Source organism: Streptomyces sp. NBC_00464 (genome assembly GCF_036013915.1).
Lineage (GTDB): Bacteria > Actinomycetota > Actinomycetes > Streptomycetales > Streptomycetaceae > Streptomyces.
In genome coordinates this window covers 6467258-6483682 of record NZ_CP107899.1, presented here as the reverse complement: position 1 = coordinate 6483682, position 16425 = coordinate 6467258, and the positions used below count along the sequence as shown (strand labels likewise).

Here is a 16425-nt window from a genome sequence, read left to right as displayed (position 1 = left end):
GCCGTGCTGCCTGCTGCCGTCAGGCAGCGGCCTTGGCGCGGCGGTACAGCACCGTGCCCGCGCCGGCGAGCAGCAGACCCGCGCTCGCCGGGATGAGCAGGTCGAGCCCGCCCCCTCCGGTGTGCGCGAGCTGCGGCACGCTCGCCGGCAGGGTCTGCGGTTCGGGCGCGTTCGGGATGGTGCGCGGCCCGGGCGCCGGCGGCGCCTCGTGGGTGACCGGGGTGACCGGAACGACCGGCGGCGTGCTGTCGTTCTCGCACGTGTTGCCGGTGGCGGGGTTCAGCAGACCGGCAATGGTGACGCTGTTCCCGCAGGCGTTCACGGGGATGTCGATGGGCACCTGGATCTGGTTGCCCGAGAGCAGACCGGGCGACCCCTTCGCGATCCCCTCCGCGGTGGCCCCGCCCCCGTTGTCGCTGCCGGCGGCCCGGTGCTTCCCGGTGCCCGCCCGCACCCCCTGGCCGCGGCCGTCCGAGACCCGGCCGTTGTCCGAGGCGTGGCTGCCCGAGGTCCCGGCGGTCGCACCGTGTCGGCCGGCGGCCGCACCGTCCGAACCGTTCGCGCAGGCGTTGCCCGCTGCCGGGTTGAGCAGTCCCACGACGTTCACGGAGTTGCCGCAGACGTTGACCGGCACCTCGACCGGGATCTGTACCGAATTCCCTGAAAGCACCCCCGGGGAATTCGATGCGCCGCCGGCCGCTCCCGCGTCGGCGTGCGCGTAACCGCCACTGAGCGCTAGCACGCCGCCCGCAGCCGCCATGGTGATCAGGCCTTTACGCGTGACCTGTCGCATAGGTTGTTTCCTGCCTTCTACCTTCCGGAATACCCCCGGACTTGACCGTACGGGGGCAAAGGACCCGACGGCCCCGAAGCGCATGGCGTGCGCTCCGGGGCCGAGCGGGCTCAAACCCTTACGGGTTGACGCACAACGTCAGGCGTTGACGCAGGTGTTGCCGAAGGCCGGGTTCAGCAGCCCGATCACGGAGATCGTGTTGCCGCACACGTTCACGGGAACGTGGACGGGAACCTGAACGACGTTGCCCGAGAGCACGCCGGGGCTGCCGATGGCGGCACCCTGGGCGCCCGAGTCGGCGACGGCCATGCCGGCACCCGCGAGCACCAGACCACCGGTGACAGCCGCAGCGGCGACGATCTTCTTGATCATTATTCCTCCTAGTTGGCAAGTGCGGTCCCAGCCGCGGACCGCATCACCTGTAACGAGGAAGAAGTAATCGGGCTACGAGCGATCCATCCCTTTCACTCGTTCCGGTTAGGTACGTACACGCTGGCGAATATGGCGAGAAGGTGACGGGATACCGACTGTTCAGCTGTGGTCGATGAAACGGTCGAGCACCCGCGCACCGAACTTCAGGCCCTCGACCGGTACGCGCTCGTCCACGCCGTGGAACATGCCCGCGAAGTCGAGCTCCGGCGGGAGCTTCAGCGGAGCGAATCCGAAGCAGCGGATGCCGAGGTCGTCGAAGGACTTGGCGTCCGTACCACCGGAGAGCATGTACGGGACCGCGCGCGCGATGGGGTCCTCGGCCTTGAGCGCGATCTGCATCGCGTCCACGAGCGAACCGTCGAAGTCCGTCTCCAGCGCCTTGTCGCCGTGCACGTCCTCGCGCTTGACGCGCGGGCCGAGGATCCGGTCGAGGTCGGCCAGGAACTCCTGCTCGTACCCCGGCAGGAAGCGGCCGTCGACATGGGCGGTCGCCTGCCCGGGGATCACGTTCACCTTGTAGCCGGCGCCGAGCATGGTGGGGGCCGCGGAGTTGCGCAGGGTCGCGCCGACCATCTTGGCGATGCCGCCGAGCTTGGCCAGCGTGGCGTCCATGTCCTCCGGGTCGAGCGGGGTGCCGAGCGCGTCGGACAGCTCGTCCAGGAAGGAGCGCACGGTCTTGGTCACCCGGACCGGCCAGTTGTGCCGCCCCAGCCTCCCGACCGCCTCGCACAGCTCGGTGATCGCGTTGTCGTCGTTGGTCATCGAACCGTGGCCGGCCGTGCCGTCCACGGTCAGCCGCATCCAGTGCATGCCCTTCTGCGCGGTCTCGACGAGATACAGCCGCAGGTTCTCGTTGACCGTGAAGGAGAAGCCGCCGACCTCACCGATGGCCTCGGTGACGCCCTCGAACAGGTCCGGGTGCTTGTCGACGAGGTACCGCGCCCCGTACGTGCCGCCCGCCTCCTCGTCGGCGAGGAAGGCGAGCACGATGTCGCGCGGGGGCTTGCGGCCGCTGCGCATCCGGTCGCGTACGACCGCCAGGGTCATCGCGTCCATGTCCTTCATGTCGACCGCGCCCCGGCCCCACACACAGCCGTCCACGATCTCCCCGGAGAAGGGGTGATGCGTCCAGTCGTGGGCGTTGGCCGGGACGACGTCGGTGTGGCCGTGGATCAGCAGGGCCGGCTTGGACGGGTCCTCGCCCTCGATCCGCGCCACGGTGGAGGCGCGGCCCTTGTGGGACTCGAAGATCTGGGGCTCAAGACCGACCTCGGCAAGCTTCTCGGCCACATACTCCGCGGCCAGCCGCTCACCCGGTCCCGAGTGGTCCCCGTAGTTGCTGGTGTCGATCCGGATCAGGTCACGACAGAGGTCCACGACCTCGTTCTCGGCGCTCTCACCGGAGCCGGTCCTGGCCGCTTTGGTCTCGCTCACGCTGGTTCCTTCCACTGTCGCTGTGGTGCTCTCCCTCATCCTCCCGCGCCCGGCCCGCGTACCCAAGGCCGCCCACCCCTCGCCATACGCCCGTCACACCGACCGGGGCGTGATCGAGCACCCCTCAATGTTTGCTATGGTTTTCCACGTCGGAACGGGCCGGGCCCGCGAGACAGACACCTAGTCCGGGTGGCGGAATGGCAGACGCGCTAGCTTGAGGTGCTAGTGCCCTTTATCGGGCGTGGGGGTTCAAGTCCCCCCTCGGACACAGAGCATGTGCCGATCAGGAGAGATCCTGGTCGGCACTTTGCGTTGTCGGGGCCGTCGCGGCGGGGAGGCCGGCGCCACCCCCCTCACCGGACCGGCACTCCGGACCGCATCAACGACGTCGCCGAGCGCTTCGGCATCCGAGCCACCACCCCCCTTGTTGAAACGGTTCATTCGTAGTTAACGTCCTTACCGAGAAGGGCGTTTTCCTAGCGAGGAGAAGCATGAGCCGCACCGACACCGACACGCTGCCCTGGTACGAGGACCCGAGCCCGGCTTCCGGTGGGCTCGCGCCGCGCTCCTGGTGCGCGACGTCCGATGCCTGGCGGATGTCCCTGAACGGCGAGTGGGGATTCCGGCTCTCCGCCGGGGCCGGAACCGAGGACGAGTCGTTCGCCCGGCCGGGGTTCGACGCCTCGGCGTGGGGGACGGTCGCGGTGCCCGGTCACTGGGTGCTCCAGGGGGCCGGCGGCGCTCCCGCGTACACGAACGTCGTCTATCCCTTCCCCGTCGACCCACCGCGGGTGCCGACCGAGAACCCGACGGGCGACCATCTGCGGACGTTCACCCTGCCGGGTGACCGGCCGCAGGACGGCGCGTTCGTGCTCCGGTTCGACGGTGTGGAATCGAGCGCCCGGGTCTGGCTCAACGGGCAGGAGCTGGGCGACTTCAAGGGATCCCGGCTGCCGCACGAGTTCGCCGTGGGCGATCTGCTGAACCCCGGCGAGAACGTCCTCGCCGTACGGGTGCACGCCTGGTCGTCGGGGAGCTATCTGGAGGACCAGGACCAGTGGTGGCTGCCGGGCATCTTCCGTGAGGTGACTCTGCTCCACCGCCCGGACGGTGCCCCCCGGGACTTCTTCGTGCACGCGGGCTACGACCACCGGGAGGGCTCCGGCACGCTGCGGGTGGAGTGCGAGGGGGCGGACGGCCGGGTCCTGGTGCCCGAGCTGGGTGTCGACATCGCCGCGGGCGAGTCCGTGACCCTGCCGGTCGAGCCGTGGACCGCCGAGACGCCCCGGCTGTACGACGCGGAGCTGGTCACGGCCGGCGAGCGGATCCCGCTGCGGATCGGGTTCCGTACGGTCGTGGTCGAGGACGGCGTCATCAAGGTCAACGGCCGGCGGCTGCTGTTCCGCGGGGTGAACCGGCACGAGTTCGACCCGGAGACGGGCCGGGCCGTCGACGCGCAGACGATGCGGCGCGATCTGGTGCTCATGAAGCGGCACAACATCAACGCCGTACGGACCAGCCACTATCCGCCGCACCCGGCCTTCCTCGACCTGTGCGACGAGCTGGGTCTCTGGGTGATCGACGAGTGCGATCTGGAGACACATGGCTTTGTCGACCTGGAGTGGCGGCGCAACCCGGTCGACGACGAGCGGTGGACCCCCGCGCTGCTCGACCGGGCGGCCCGGATGGTCGAGCGCGACAAGAACCACGCCTCGGTGATCATCTGGTCACTGGGCAACGAGTGCGGTTCGGGCAGCGGCCTGACCGCGATGGCCGAGTGGATCAGGGGGCGTGACCCGGAGCGGCTGGTGCACTACGAGGGCGACCTCTCCTGCAAGGACGTCGATCTGTACTCGCGGATGTATCCGACGCACGCCGAGGTCGAACTCATCGGCAAGCGTGCGGAGGAGCCCTGGGGTGACGCGGAACTCGACGCCCGGCGGCGGGCGATGCCCTTCATCATGTGCGAGTACGGGCACGCCATGGGCAACGGGCCGGGCGGCCTGAGCGAGTACCAGCGGCTCTTCGAGCGGTACGAGCGCTGCCAGGGCGGCTTCGTCTGGGAGTGGATCGATCACGGCTTCGCCCATCCGGAGCACGGCTTCGCCTACGGCGGGGACTTCGGCGAGGAGCTGCACGACGGCAACTTCGTCTGCGACGGGCTGCTCTTCCCGGACCGTACGCCCTCCCCCGGGCTCGTCGAGTACAAGAAGGTCATCGAGCCGGTGCGGATCGGCCCGGGTTCGGCGCCCGGTTCGTTCGCGGTCACCAACGGCCACGACTTCGCCGGGCTGGGGCACCTGGACTTCGTCTGGACCCGCGAGGTGGACGGAACGGTCGTCGACTCGGGCACCCTGACGGTGCCGGAGCTGGCACCGGGCGCCTCGGCGGAGGTGACACCCGGCGCCGCGGGCGACGGCCTGTGGACGGTACGGGCCGTGCTCGCCGAGGACACCGCCTGGGCCGAACGCGGGCACGTGGTGGCGTGGGGCCAGCTGGAGACGGGCTCACCGGCCACCCCGGCGCCTGCGGCCGGTGAGCGGCCCGCACGGTCCGGCGGCGTGATCACCCTCGGACCGGGCGTCTTCGACGCGGCGACCGGGACTCCGGTGCGCATCGGGGGCATTCCGGTGGAGGGGCTGCGGCTGGACGTGTGGCGGGCGCCCACTGACAACGACAACGGGGCGGCCTGGCAGCCGGACGAGCGGTACGGGCTGCGCTGGCGGGAGCTGGGGCTGCACCGGATGCGGCACCGGATCGACGCGGTCGAGGCGGACGGGGACGCGCTGACGGTACGGACCCGGGTGGCGCCGGCGGGCTGGGACCTGGGGCTGCGCACCACGTACCGGTGGACGGCCGCCGGGGACCGGCTCGGGCTGACGGTGTCCGTGGTGCCGGAGGGCGACTGGCGGGTGCCGCTGCCCCGGCTCGGCATCCGGTTCGGGCTGCCCGCGGCGTACGGCGGTGCGCGTTGGTTCGGCGGCGGGCCGGGTGAGGCGTATCCGGACACCCGGGCCGCCGCGATGCTCGGGCAGTGGCAGATGGGGGTGGACGCGCTCCAGACCCCGTACGTCAGGCCTCAGGAGAACGGGGCCCGGGCCGACGTCCGATGGGCGGAGCTGGCGGACACCGGCGGTTCGGGGCTGCGGGTGGAGGGCGGTACGCCGTTCTGGTTCACCGCGCGGCGCTGGACGAGCGAGCAGCTGGACGCGGCGGAGCACCTGCCGGATCTGGTGGCCGGGGACCGCGTCTGGGTCAACCTCGACCACGCGGTGCAGGGCATCGGCTCGCAGTCCTGCGGGCCGGGCGTGCTGCCGGAGCACCGGCTCGATGCGGCGCCGGCGGAGTTCTCGTTGGTGTTCGCCCCGCTGGGCTGAGCCCGCCCCTGCCCCTGCCCCGGCTTCGGCCTGGGCAGGGGCGGGGGCCTTCGGGTCAGCGGAACAGACGCCCCGGCAGCAGGTGCTGGTCACGCAGCGCGTCGCGGACCATGGCGGCGTACTCCGTGGCTCCGCGTTCGGAGGTGTGCGTGTTGTCGCGCTTCTCGTCGGTGAGGTAGAGCGCCTTGGAACCTTCGGGGCCGAGCTCCTCCACCCGTTGACGGGTGAGGACCGTCAGGTCGACGAGCGGCACGTCCTTTTCGGCGGCCAGGAGACGGACCTGCGCGGGCAGGTCGACCCCGAGGCCGTTGACCAGGAGCGCGGTGCCGTTGTCCAGAGTGCCGTCGGTGTTGAACCAGCGGCGGACGATCGGGGTGACCAGCACGGGGCGCCCGCCCTCGGCACGGATCGCGTCGATCATGGTGGTGAGGTTGGCCCGGTAGTCCGCCTCGGTCGTCTGCTTGTCGTTGTGGGCCAGCTGGATGAGCACGGTGTCGCCCCGGCGGATCAGCGGGCGGACCGTGGGGAAGAGCTGGGGCTGGTCGAGATACGTCTGTGAACTCTCACCGGAGTCGGCGTAGTTGGCGACGGATATGCCCGCCCGAAGGTACTGAGGAAGCTCCTGCCCCCACCCCGTGTAGGGGCTGCCGAGCTGGTCACAGACGGTCGAGTCGCCGATCAGGAACAACTGCGGGGTGCGCGGCGCCGGGGTCACGTGCAGGTCCGCGAGGAGAGGGGCCGGCCCCCCGAAGGTGAGGTCGAGACCGGGACTGCCGCTCGCCCCGGTGGGCTCCCCCTCGGGCTCGCGCACATTGACGGTGAACGTACGAACCACCTGCCGTCCGGCGGCGGTCGGCGTCTCGCCGAGCATGGCGCGCCGCGTCTCGGCAGTGACCGTCGTACGGCCTTCGGCGGCGCCGCCGATGCGTGCGGTGACCCGATAGGTGCCGGGGGCCACGTCGAAGTGGCAGACCACGGGGGCGGTTCCGGTACAGCCGGTGGGCGCGGGGGCGGGCGCCGCTGCCGCGTCGGCAACGGCGGGCGTGGCGAGGGCGGTCACGGCTGCCACGGCGGTCAGCAGGGCGGGGCCGGTTCTGCGCGCGGGGGACATGGCGGGGCTCCTTCGAGGATGCGGGTGCGGGTGCGAGTGCGGGCCCTGCCCGCATCGCAAGCGCTTTCTACCCCCGGATGACAGGCGTTGAATCCTTTCAGTTCGAGGAGATGCCCGTGGACTCCCGCTGCCGCCCGCGGGCCCGACGCTGTGAAAGGATGCCCGGCACCATGAGAACCAGCACCAAGGCGTCCGGCGTGCCCCGATGAGAGGGCGCGCGAAGCCTCCGCCGTCGCCGCTGCCCCAGCGCGACGGGGTCGATCCGGTGCGGGTGCGGCTCCCGGAGGATCCGGAAGGGCAGTGGCCGACGGTTCGCGATCATCTGCTGGCGCGGTTCGCGGACGCGATCGGCGCGGAGCAGGTCGACGCCATGCTGACCGGGAGCCGGTTCGTCTCCGTCCGGGGTGCGGTGACGGGCCACGAGCCGTACACGGCGGGCCTGCATCTCTGGTTCCACCGGGACTTCGCACCGGAGGAGCCGGTCCCCTTCCCGGTCGGCGTGGTGTACCGGGACGAACATCTGGTCATCGCGGACAAGCCGCACTTCCTGGCGACGACGCCGCGCGGCCGGCACATCACCGAGACCGCGGTGGCCCGGCTCCGCCGCGAGCTGGGGCTGCCGCTGCTCCAGCCCGCCCACCGGCTGGACCGGCTGACCGCGGGGCTCGTCCTCTTCGTCGTGCGGCCGGAGGAACGGGGCGCGTACCAGACGCTGTTCCGGGACCGCCTGGTGCGCAAGGAGTACGAGGCGGTGGCACCGTACGATCCCTCGCTGGCACTCCCCCGCACCGTGCGCAGCCGCATCGTGAAGGAGCGCGGGGTGATCGCCGCCCGCGAGGAGACCGGCGAGCCGAACAGCGAGAGCCGCGTCGAGCTGGTGGAGCACCGCGACGGGCTCGGCCGCTACCGGCTACTGCCCGCCACCGGGCGGACGCATCAGCTCCGGGTCCATATGAACAGCCTCGGACTGCCGCTCGTCCATGACCCCGTCTACCCCGTGGTCGAGGCGGAGGGCGCGCCCGACGACTTCACACACCCGCTGCAACTCCTGGCCAGGGTGCTGGAGTTCACTGATCCGGTCACGGGAGAGCCGCGCCGCTTCGAGAGCGGGCTGCGGCTCTCCGCGTGGCCGGAGGGATGAGTCCCTGCCTCAGTGGCCGCGGGCGATCCACTCGTCCAGCTGCGGAGCCTCCGCGCCGATGGTCGTGGAGTCGCCGTGTCCGGTGCGGACGGTGGTCGCCGGGTCCAGGGCGAGCAGCCGGTCCCGGATCGAGGCGACGATCGTCGGGAAGTGCGAGAACGACCGCCCGGTGGCGCCGGGCCCGCCCTGGAAGAGCGTGTCACCGGTGAAGACGGTGGACAGCTCGGGGGCGTACAGGCAGACGGCCCCCGGGGCGTGCCCCGGGGTGTGCAGGACGGTGAGCGTCGTGCCCGCGATCCGGATCTCCTGGCCGTCGGTCAGTTCGCCGTCCGGGGCCCGGTCCGGGTGGGTCTGCTTCCACAGCGGCAGGTCGTCGGGGTGGAGCAGGACCGGTGCGCCGGTGGCGGCGGCGAGTGCCGGGGCCGCGTCGATGTGGTCGTTGTGCGCGTGGGTGCAGATGATGGCGCGCAGCGTACGGCCGCCGAGTGCGGCCTCGATGGCGGCGGCGTCGTGGGCGGCGTCGATGACGACTGCCTCGGTGTCGTCGCCGACGATCCAGACGTTGTTGTCGACGTCCCACTCGCCGCCGTCGAGGGCGAAGGTGCCGGAGGTGACGAGGTGGTCGATGCGGGCGGTCATCAGAAGACCACCACCGAGCGCAGGACGTCTCCGTCGTGCATCCGGGCGAAGGCCTGCTCGATGTCGCCGAGGCCGATGGTCTCGGTGACGAACGCGCCGAGGTCGATCCGGCCCTGCTGGTGCAGGTCGATGAGCATCGGGAAGTCGCGCGAGGGCAGGCAGTCGCCGTACCAGGAGGACTTGAGCGAGCCGCCGCGGCCGAAGACGTCCAGGAGCGGGAGTTCGAGCTGCATCTCCGGGGTGGGGACGCCGACGAGGACGACGGTGCCCGCGAGGTCCCGGGCGTAGAAGGCCTGCTTGTACGTCTCCGGGCGGCCGACCGCCTCGATGACGACATCGGCGCCGTTGCCGTCGGTGAGCGCGCGGATGGCTTCGACCGGGTCGCTGCTGCGGGAGTTGACGGTGTGCGTGGCACCCATCTTCTTCGCCGTCTCCAGCTTGCGGTCGTCGATGTCCACGGCGATGATCTTCGCCGCGCCGGCCAGCCGTGCGCCCGCGATCGCCGCGTCGCCGACACCGCCGCAGCCGATGACCGCGACGGAGTCGCCGCGGCCGACCTGGCCGGTGTTGATGGCGGCGCCGATGCCCGCCATCACGCCGCAGCCGAGGAGCCCGGCAACCTCCGGAGCGACCTCGGGGTCGACCTTGGTGCACTGGCCGGAGGCGACGAGGGTCTTCTCGGCGAACGCGCCGATGCCGAGGGCCGGGGAGAGCTCGGTGCCGTCCAGCAGGGTCATCTTCTGCTTCGCGTTGTGCGTGTCGAAGCAGTACCAGGGGCGGCCGCGCAGACAGGCGCGGCACTGTCCGCACACGGCACGCCAGTTGAGGACGACGAAGTCGCCGGGCGCCACGTCGGTGACGCCGTCGCCCACGGACTCCACGATGCCCGCGGCCTCGTGGCCGAGGAGGAAGGGGAAGTCGTCGTTGATGCCGCCCTGCTTGTAGTGCAGGTCGGTGTGGCAGACGCCGCACGCCTGGATCTTGACCACGGCCTCACCGGGGCCGGGGTCCGGAATCACGATCGTCTCGACCCGTACCGGCTCGTTCTTGCCCGGTGCGATGACCCCTTGTACGTGCTGCGCCATTCCCGTGGACTCCCTTTTCCGACTTTTCCGCTCGATCGATCACGAACAACCGTACGCGGTGCGAGGGGGCGGCGGGAGCGCGCCGCGTGGGCCGGTGGGGGCCGGCCGAAGCCGTCGGCCTCGTCCAGGACACCGGGTCGTTCCCGGGAGAGCTGTTTGATCTTCACGGCGATGGTCCGGACGGACTCGGGGAACACCTCGCGCGGTCGCGCACGAGCTCAACCGGATGGTGCGACCGGCGGCCGTACCCCGAACCACTGCTCGGCGCCGTACTCCTCGAACCGTTCCGCCTCGGTGAAGCCCAGCTTCGCCGCGAGTCGCATCGACCGGAGGTTGGCGGTCTGGGTGGCGAGCACCACTGGTTCGCCGGGAGAAGCTCCGGCGAACCAGGCGAGTGCCGCTGCGCACGCCTCGGCGGCATATCCGCGGCCCCACGCCTGCGGCAGGAACAGGTAGCCGAGCTCCGTTCTCCCGGCAGCCCGACCCAGGTGCCCTGTTGCCTTGATGAGCGTGATCTGGCCGATCATCGCTCCGTCGAGTTCGACGACGAAGAGGCCGGGACGCCGGCCGGGCACCTCGGGCATCTCACGCTCCAGCTCGTCACGCGGTCGGGGGCCACCGACGTAGGCGCCCACCTCCGGCGAGGCGTGCAGCTCGATGAACGCCGCCCGGTCCCGGGCCTCGGGCGCGCGGAGCACGAGCCGCTCGGTCCTGATCGGCGCAGGTGGCCGCGTGACGGGGCCTGGTTCGGTCATGGCGGGCAACCTATCGCACGCCCGTCGGCAGGAGCTCGGGGCGAGGAGCAGCGGCAGCCGCCCCGTCGGCCTCCCCCTGCGGGCGCGCATCGTCGGCACCGCCCAGTGGCCGTGAGTCAGTCCCCGTACACCCGGCGGCCGCCCACATATGTCGCCAGGACCCGTGCCTCAGCGATCTCCTCGGGCGGTGCGGCGTAGAGGTCGCGGTCCAGGACCACCAGGTCGGCCAGGGCACCGGCCCGGATGCTGCCCGTGTCGTCCAGGTGGTTCACGTACGCCGAGCCGGCCGTGTAAGCGGCCAGGGCCTCGGTCAGGGTGATGCGCTGCTCGGGGAGGAAGACCGGGCTGTCGCCGCCCGGTGCGACGCGGTTGACGGCGGTGTGGATGCCGTGCAGCGGATCGGCGCTGCTGACCGGCCAGTCGGAACCGGCGGCCACCGTGGCGCCGGAGCGCAGCAATGCGGCGAACGGGTACTGGAGCGCGGCTCGTTCGCCGCCGAGGAAGGGGATGGTCAGCTCGTCCATCTGCGGTTCGTGGGCGGCCCAGAGCGGCTGGATGTTGGCGGTGGCCCCGAGAGCGCGGAAGCGGGGGATGTCGTCGGGGTGGACGATCTGGAGGTGGGCGAGGTGGGGCCGGGTGTCGGTGTGTCCGTTGGCGGTGCGGGCGGCCTCGACGGCGTCCAGGGCCTCGCGCACCGCCCGGTCGCCGAGGGCGTGGAAGTGGGTCTGGAAGCCGAGGGCGTCCAGTTCGGTGACGTACCGGCGCAGCTCCACGGGGTCGACGAAGCTGGTGCCGCTGTTGGCGGTGGCGCAGCCGCAGGCGTCGAGGTACGGGGCGAGGAGGGCGGCGGTGCCGGTCTCGGCGACTCCGTCCTGCATGATCTTCACCGTTCCGGCGCGGAAGTTCCGGCCGTTCAACTCCTCGCGCCTGGCGACGAGTCCGGGGATCTGCTCGCTGCCGTGTTCGCGGTCCCACCACAGGGCTCCGGTGACGCGGGCGGTGAGCGAGCCGTCGCGGTCCGCCGTGAGGTAGGCGTCGGCCACGTCGTCCATTGAGCCGTAGGTGCCGACGATGGCGTCCTGCCAGGCGGTGATGCCGTACGCGTGGAGCAGACGCTGGGCGCGGAGCAGTCCGGCGAGGCGGTCGGCGGCGGTGGAGCGAGGGGTGTGGCGGGCGACCAGGTCCATGGCGCCCTCCTGGAGGAGTCCGGTGGGTTCGCCCCGGTCGTCGCGCTCGATGCGGCCGTCGGCCGGGTCGGGGGTGTGGCGGTCGATCCCGGCGAGGGCGAGGGCCCTGCTGTTGACCCAGGCGCCGTGGTGGTCGCGGTTGACCAGGAAGGCGGGGCGGTCCGGGACGGCGGTGTCGAGCTGCTGCCGGGTGGGGGCGCCGCCGTCGAAGGCGTCCATGGACCAGCCGCCGCCGGTGATCCACTCCCGGTCCGGGTTGGCGTCGGCGTAGCCGCGTACGGCGGCGATGGTGGCGGTGGCGCCCTTGACGTCCGTGAGGTCGCACTGCGCGAGTTCCTGCCCGGCGGTGACCGGGTGGATGTGGGCGTCCTGGAAGCCGGGGAGCAGGAGCCGTCCGGCGAGGTCCACCACCTCGGTGCGCGGGCCGATGAGTTCGCGTACCTCGTCGTGGCCGACGGCGGTGATGCGGTCGCCGGTGACGGCGACCGTGGTGGCGCGGGTGCGGGCGGCGTCCGTCGTGTGGACGGGGCCGCCGGTGAGGACGAGGTCGGCGGGGGTGCGGGGCATGGGGTTCCGTTTCGTCGGGCGGCGGTGGGGCGGCTGGGCGAGGGGCGGGGGTCAGGCCGGGCCGGGGGCGGGTTCCGCGAGGGTGTCCGGGGCGACGGACCGGCCGGTGACGAAGTACGGGGACTTCCTTACCCACTTGGCCCAGGCCGCCGCGACGAAGCCGGTCAGCAGGATGACGGCCGGGCACAGGAGCATGAACCAGCCGTTGTCCGGGCTGACCTCGAAGTGGTCCACCGAGGTGGCGAAGGTCCAGCAGAGGTATCCGCCGAGCGCGAGCAGGACGAGCGCACTGGTCACGGGGAGCACCACCGCCCGTACCGCCAGGGACCAGCTCTCCCGGAACGAGCCGCGGAAGCGGGCCGCGGCGGCCAGCGCGGTGAGGGCGTAGTAGATCGAGACGACGACCCCGATCGCGTTCACGGAGGCCAGGATGAGGTCGCCGACCTTCGGGATGACGAGGGAGAGCACGGCGATGGCGGCGGCGATGCAGCCGACCGCGACGGTCCCGGCGGCGGGTGTTCCGTACCGCGGGCTGACCTTGGTCCACAGGGGTCCGAGCGTGCGGTCGCGGCCCATGGCGAACATGCCGCGCACCGTCGGGATCACTCCGGACTGGAGGGAGGCGACGGCGGACAGGGTGAGGGCGATCAACGGGAGGGCGGCGAGCGGCTGGTCGGCCAGCTGGTTGCCGAAGTAGGTGAGCCCCTGGGCGCCGTGGGCGGTCAGCTCGTCGAGCGGCAGGACGCGCTGGAAGGCGAAGGAGCCGAGCAGGAAGAGTCCCAGCATCGTGAAGAGCGTGATGAGCCCGGCCTTGGAGGCGTCCTGCGGGTCCTTGATCTCCTCGGTGACGCTGAAGGTGGACTCGAATCCCCAGAAGCAGAAGACGGAGAGCAGCAGCCCCTGGGCGAGCTGCTCGAAGGAGGGGATGGTGAACGGGTTGAGCCAGTCGAGACTGAAGGGCTGCGAGCCGGCGAACAGGCCGTATCCGCAGAAGCCGAGCAGGACGGCGTACTCGAAGACCAGCAGGTACTTCTGGAACGTGGCGGCCGACCGCAGGCCGGTGACCGCGGTGAAGGTGACGGCGACCAGGACGACGATGCCGAGCACGGTCGACTGGGCGGTGGAGTCCGGGTCGAGCCGGAGCCCGGCCAGTTCGTGCAGTCCGCTCTCGCCGGCGAGCTGGAGCAGGGCGGAGCCGGTGACGGTGGTGGTGTAGGCGAGGAAAACGATCGTGGAGACGATGCCGATCCAGCCGACGAGGAAGCCGAGCCAGGGGCTGAGCGAGCGGCCTACCCAGACGTAGCCGCTGCCCATGTTCGGCTCGACCCTGTTGAGCCGGGAGTAGGCGCTCGCGATGCCGAGGATCGGCAGGAAGGCGAGCAGCATGATGATCGGGAGGTGCAGCCCGACGGCTGTGGCGGTGACGCCCAGTCCGATGCCGATGCTGGTGGTGGCCGCGGTCGACGAGGCCGCGATGGCGATGCCGTCGACCACACCGAGGCTCTTGCGCAGGGCCGCCGGTGACATTGGCGTTCCGGGTGGCCTGTCGCCGTACGGGGTGGGGGAAGACGTCACGGTCGCTCCTTCGCCGAGGGACGCTTTTCGGCCCCGATGGCGGCATATCGAACTCCTGTGGGGTTCCACACGTCAACACTGTTGTCATAAGGTGCCGGGCATGAACGCGAGCGAGCGGGTGGTGCCGGAGGATGCGCGACGCCGCAGGCGCCCCACCAAGCAGGGCACCGTACTGTCCGAGCAGTTGATCGTGGAGACGGCGCTGCGGCTGATCGGCGAGCACGGGGCGGCGGCACTCACCGTGCGGCGGCTGGGCGCCGCCCTGGGGTGCGATCCGAGCGCGCTGTACCGGTACTTCCGCGACACGGACGAGCTGTTGCTCGCGGTGGCCGACGAGTTGATCGGGCGGACGCTGCGCAGCTGGCGGCCGACGGGTGACTGGCGGGCCGATCTGCGGTCGTTGGGGCTGCGGATGCACGCGGACTATCTGGCCCACCCGCAGGCGGCGATGCTGACCTGCGCGCGGGTGACCGGCCGGACCCACGAGATCCGGTCGGTGGAGGCGATCCTCGGGGTGCTGCGGGGCGCGGGGTTCCCGGATGCGGAGGCGGTGCGGATCTACCACGTCTTCGTCGATCAGACGCTGTCGTTCGCGGCGCTGGACGCGTCCACGCTGGTGCTGTCGGAGCAGGCCAGGGCCCTGGAGGCGCAGGCCTGGCCGGAGATCTACGCCCGGCAGCCGGCGAGCACCCACCCCCACATCGCGGCGACCGCACCCGTACTGGTCGCGGAGATGAGCCGCAGCGGCTATCCGGCGGCGCTGGAGATGATGCTGGCCGCGGCCGCCGGCCGGTTGCAGCACGTCAAGCCGTAGGCGGGCAGGTACGTCACGCCGTAGGCGGCAGGCACATCGAGCCGTAGGCGGGCAGGCACGTCACGCCGTAGGCGGCAGGCACATCGAGCCGTAGGCGGGCAGGCACGTCACGCCAGCCACGTCACACCACCGGCGGGCAGATCAGGGCGCGAGGACGTCCAGTTCGTGCAGGGCGCCCACCGCGATCTCCTTGGTCAGCCGCTCCGCCTCGGCCGCGTCGCCCTCGCGGACCGCCTCGGCGAGCCGGACGTGCAGGGTCACGGCCGCCGGGTCGGGGTCCTCGAACATCACCTGGTGGTGGGTGCGTCCCGCCAGGACCTCGGCGACCACGTCACCGAGGCGCGCGAACATCTCGTTGCCGGAGGCGTTGAGGACGATCCGGTGGAACGCGATGTCGTGTTCCAGATAGCCCTCCAGCTGCTGGCCGCGCGAGGTGGCGACCATGCCGAGGGCCCGTTCGGTGAGCTCGGCGCACTGCTGCGGGGTGGCGTGGCGAGCGGCGAGCGAGGCGGCGACGGGTTCGATCGCCGAGCGCAGGACGGTCAGTGAGCGGAGCTGGCGCGGGCGGTCCGCGCCGGCCAGCCGCCACCGGATGACCTGCGGATCGTAGACGTTCCACGCCTCGGTCGGCCGTACGGTCACCCCGACCCGGCGCCGGGACTCGACCAGGTGCATGGACTCCAGGACCCGGATCACTTCCCGTACGACCGTGCGGGAGACGTCGAAGCGCTGGGCCAGCTCGTCCGTACGCAGGACCTGGCCGGGCAGGTGCTCACCCGCGGCGATCTCCAGACCCAGGGTGTCCAGCACATGTGTATGCAGCCCCTGGCCCTGTGTGGTCATGGACCAAGAGTACGGGGGCCTCTCCGACAGGCTCCTTCGGGAACAAAAAGTACGACGTTTATGTCACAGCATCTTGAATAAGTCGTACGTATAGGTTTCAGTAGCGCGACGGACCGATGTCGAGGAAGACATCGAAGAAGACAGCGAGGCACCGTAATGAGCACCCCCCACGTCGTCGTGGTGATGGGCGTCGCAGGGACCGGCAAGACCACGATCGGTCCCCTGCTCGCCGCCGCACTGGGCGTTCCGTACGCCGAGGGCGACGACTTCCATCCCGCGGCGAACATCGCCAAGATGTCGGCCGGCACCCCGCTGGACGATGCCGACCGGTGGCCCTGGCTCGACGCGATCGGGCAGTGGGCGCACGGCCGGGCGGGGCTCGGTGGCGTGGTCAGCAGTTCGGCGCTGAAGCGTGCCTACCGCGACCGGCTGCGCAGCGAGGCCCCCGGTGCCGTCTTCCTTCATCTGAGCGGCGACCGTTCGCTCATCGAGGAGCGGATGGCGGGCCGCAAGGGCCACTTCATGCCGACCGCGCTCCTCGACTCGCAGTTCGCCACCCTCCAGCCCCTTGAGGCCGACGAGGCCGGCGTCGCCGTGGATGTGTCCGGCACCCCCGAGGAAATCACCCAGCGAGCCGTCGCCGCGTTGCGCCGGCTCGACAGTTAAGGATCT

General features: G+C 71.3%; 14 protein-coding genes and 1 tRNA gene. 5 read left to right on the top strand and 10 right to left on the bottom strand.

The genetic code is table 11. The features are described from left to right. Positions 1-19 precede the first annotated feature (19 nt). From OG912_RS29125 to OG912_RS29115, 3 genes are all read right to left on the bottom strand, one after another. Positions 20-793: a chaplin gene (locus OG912_RS29125; protein ID WP_327711925.1), complete on the bottom strand. Its 774-nt coding sequence runs from the start codon at positions 791-793 to the stop codon at positions 20-22. Positions 794-931: 138 nt separating this feature from the next. Continuing rightward, positions 932-1165: a chaplin ChpH gene (gene chpH, locus OG912_RS29120; protein WP_123528131.1), complete on the bottom strand. Its 234-nt coding sequence runs from the start codon at positions 1163-1165 to the stop codon at positions 932-934. 159 nt (positions 1166-1324) lie between these two features. Further along, a complete protein-coding gene (locus tag OG912_RS29115) occupies positions 1325-2659 on the bottom strand; it encodes a M20/M25/M40 family metallo-hydrolase (protein ID WP_327711924.1) in 1335 nt (444 codons plus the stop codon). Between the two features lie 183 nt (positions 2660-2842). Between OG912_RS29115 and OG912_RS29110 the strand changes: the two genes are divergently transcribed. Both OG912_RS29110 and OG912_RS29105 read left to right on the top strand, forming a co-directional pair. Then, positions 2843-2927: transfer RNA gene (locus OG912_RS29110), tRNA-Leu, on the top strand. A gap of 223 nt (positions 2928-3150) precedes the next feature. Continuing rightward, positions 3151-6036, top strand: coding sequence for a glycoside hydrolase family 2 TIM barrel-domain containing protein (locus tag OG912_RS29105; protein ID WP_327711923.1), 2886 nt, complete (start codon positions 3151-3153; stop codon positions 6034-6036). 55 nt (positions 6037-6091) lie between these two features. On the opposite strand, the gene OG912_RS29100 is transcribed toward OG912_RS29105, so the two are convergent. Further along, positions 6092-7147, bottom strand: a complete 1056-nt coding sequence (locus OG912_RS29100) for a rhamnogalacturonan acetylesterase (RefSeq protein WP_327711922.1) — start codon at positions 7145-7147, stop codon at positions 6092-6094. A 205-nt stretch (positions 7148-7352) separates the two neighbouring features. Here OG912_RS29100 and OG912_RS29095 point away from each other — a divergent pair, with 205 nt between their 5' ends. Next, the gene (locus OG912_RS29095) at positions 7353-8288 is read left to right on the top strand and encodes a pseudouridine synthase (protein WP_327711921.1); all 936 of its coding nucleotides are present in this window, start codon (positions 7353-7355) and stop codon (positions 8286-8288) included. 9 nt (positions 8289-8297) lie between these two features. On the opposite strand, the gene OG912_RS29090 is transcribed toward OG912_RS29095, so the two are convergent. The 5 genes from OG912_RS29090 to OG912_RS29070 form a co-directional block, all read right to left on the bottom strand. Continuing rightward, entirely contained in the window at positions 8298-8927 is a 630-nt protein-coding gene (locus tag OG912_RS29090) for an MBL fold metallo-hydrolase (RefSeq protein ID WP_327711920.1), read from the bottom strand. Next, entirely contained in the window at positions 8927-10012 is a 1086-nt protein-coding gene (locus tag OG912_RS29085) for an S-(hydroxymethyl)mycothiol dehydrogenase (RefSeq protein ID WP_327711919.1), read from the bottom strand. Before OG912_RS29085 ends, OG912_RS29090 begins: the two co-directional genes overlap by 1 nt. A gap of 218 nt (positions 10013-10230) precedes the next feature. Further along, positions 10231-10767 (bottom strand): GNAT family N-acetyltransferase, encoded by a 537-nt coding sequence (locus tag OG912_RS29080; protein ID WP_327711918.1) that lies wholly within the window; start codon positions 10765-10767, stop codon positions 10231-10233. A gap of 116 nt (positions 10768-10883) precedes the next feature. Next, positions 10884-12521 carry an amidohydrolase gene (locus OG912_RS29075; RefSeq protein ID WP_327711917.1) on the bottom strand — a complete coding sequence of 546 codons (1638 nt, stop codon included), beginning with the start codon at positions 12519-12521 and terminating at the stop codon, positions 10884-10886. 51 nt (positions 12522-12572) lie between these two features. Next, complete coding sequence (locus OG912_RS29070) at positions 12573-14048, bottom strand: APC family permease (RefSeq protein ID WP_327713577.1); 1476 nt, start codon at positions 14046-14048, stop codon at positions 12573-12575. Between the two features lie 148 nt (positions 14049-14196). Between OG912_RS29070 and OG912_RS29065 the strand changes: the two genes are divergently transcribed. Further along, on the top strand, positions 14197-14910 hold the full coding sequence (locus OG912_RS29065) for a TetR/AcrR family transcriptional regulator (RefSeq protein ID WP_327711916.1): 714 nt from the start codon (positions 14197-14199) through the stop codon (positions 14908-14910). A 141-nt stretch (positions 14911-15051) separates the two neighbouring features. Here the strand turns inward: OG912_RS29065 and OG912_RS29060 are convergent, their stop codons facing one another. Further along, positions 15052-15753 (bottom strand): FadR/GntR family transcriptional regulator, encoded by a 702-nt coding sequence (locus OG912_RS29060; RefSeq protein WP_326735296.1) that lies wholly within the window; start codon positions 15751-15753, stop codon positions 15052-15054. Between the two features lie 156 nt (positions 15754-15909). Between OG912_RS29060 and OG912_RS29055 the strand changes: the two genes are divergently transcribed. Continuing rightward, positions 15910-16419, top strand: coding sequence for a gluconokinase (locus OG912_RS29055; RefSeq protein WP_327711915.1), 510 nt, complete (start codon positions 15910-15912; stop codon positions 16417-16419). Positions 16420-16425: the final 6 nt, after the last annotated feature.

Bases quoted from the DNA above. Each gene is read 5' to 3' on its own strand.
- OG912_RS29095 (WP_327711921.1), top strand. From the start codon at position 7,353: ATGAGAGGGCGCGCGAAGCCTCCGCCGTCGCCGCTGCCCCAGCGCGAC.
- chpH (WP_123528131.1), bottom strand. From the start codon at position 1,165: ATGATCAAGAAGATCGTCGCCGCTGCGGCTGTCACCGGTGGTCTGGTG.
- OG912_RS29105 (WP_327711923.1), top strand. From the start codon at position 3,151: ATGAGCCGCACCGACACCGACACGCTGCCCTGGTACGAGGACCCGAGC.
- OG912_RS29075 (WP_327711917.1), bottom strand. From the start codon at position 12,521: ATGCCCCGCACCCCCGCCGACCTCGTCCTCACCGGCGGCCCCGTCCAC.
- OG912_RS29080 (WP_327711918.1), bottom strand. From the start codon at position 10,767: ATGACCGAACCAGGCCCCGTCACGCGGCCACCTGCGCCGATCAGGACC.
- OG912_RS29125 (WP_327711925.1), bottom strand. From the start codon at position 793: ATGCGACAGGTCACGCGTAAAGGCCTGATCACCATGGCGGCTGCGGGC.
- OG912_RS29070 (WP_327713577.1), bottom strand. From the start codon at position 14,048: ATGTCACCGGCGGCCCTGCGCAAGAGCCTCGGTGTGGTCGACGGCATC.
- OG912_RS29090 (WP_327711920.1), bottom strand. From the start codon at position 8,927: ATGACCGCCCGCATCGACCACCTCGTCACCTCCGGCACCTTCGCCCTC.
- OG912_RS29060 (WP_326735296.1), bottom strand. From the start codon at position 15,753: ATGACCACACAGGGCCAGGGGCTGCATACACATGTGCTGGACACCCTG.
- OG912_RS29065 (WP_327711916.1), top strand. From the start codon at position 14,197: ATGAACGCGAGCGAGCGGGTGGTGCCGGAGGATGCGCGACGCCGCAGG.
- OG912_RS29055 (WP_327711915.1), top strand. From the start codon at position 15,910: ATGAGCACCCCCCACGTCGTCGTGGTGATGGGCGTCGCAGGGACCGGC.
- OG912_RS29085 (WP_327711919.1), bottom strand. From the start codon at position 10,012: ATGGCGCAGCACGTACAAGGGGTCATCGCACCGGGCAAGAACGAGCCG.
- OG912_RS29100 (WP_327711922.1), bottom strand. From the start codon at position 7,147: ATGTCCCCCGCGCGCAGAACCGGCCCCGCCCTGCTGACCGCCGTGGCA.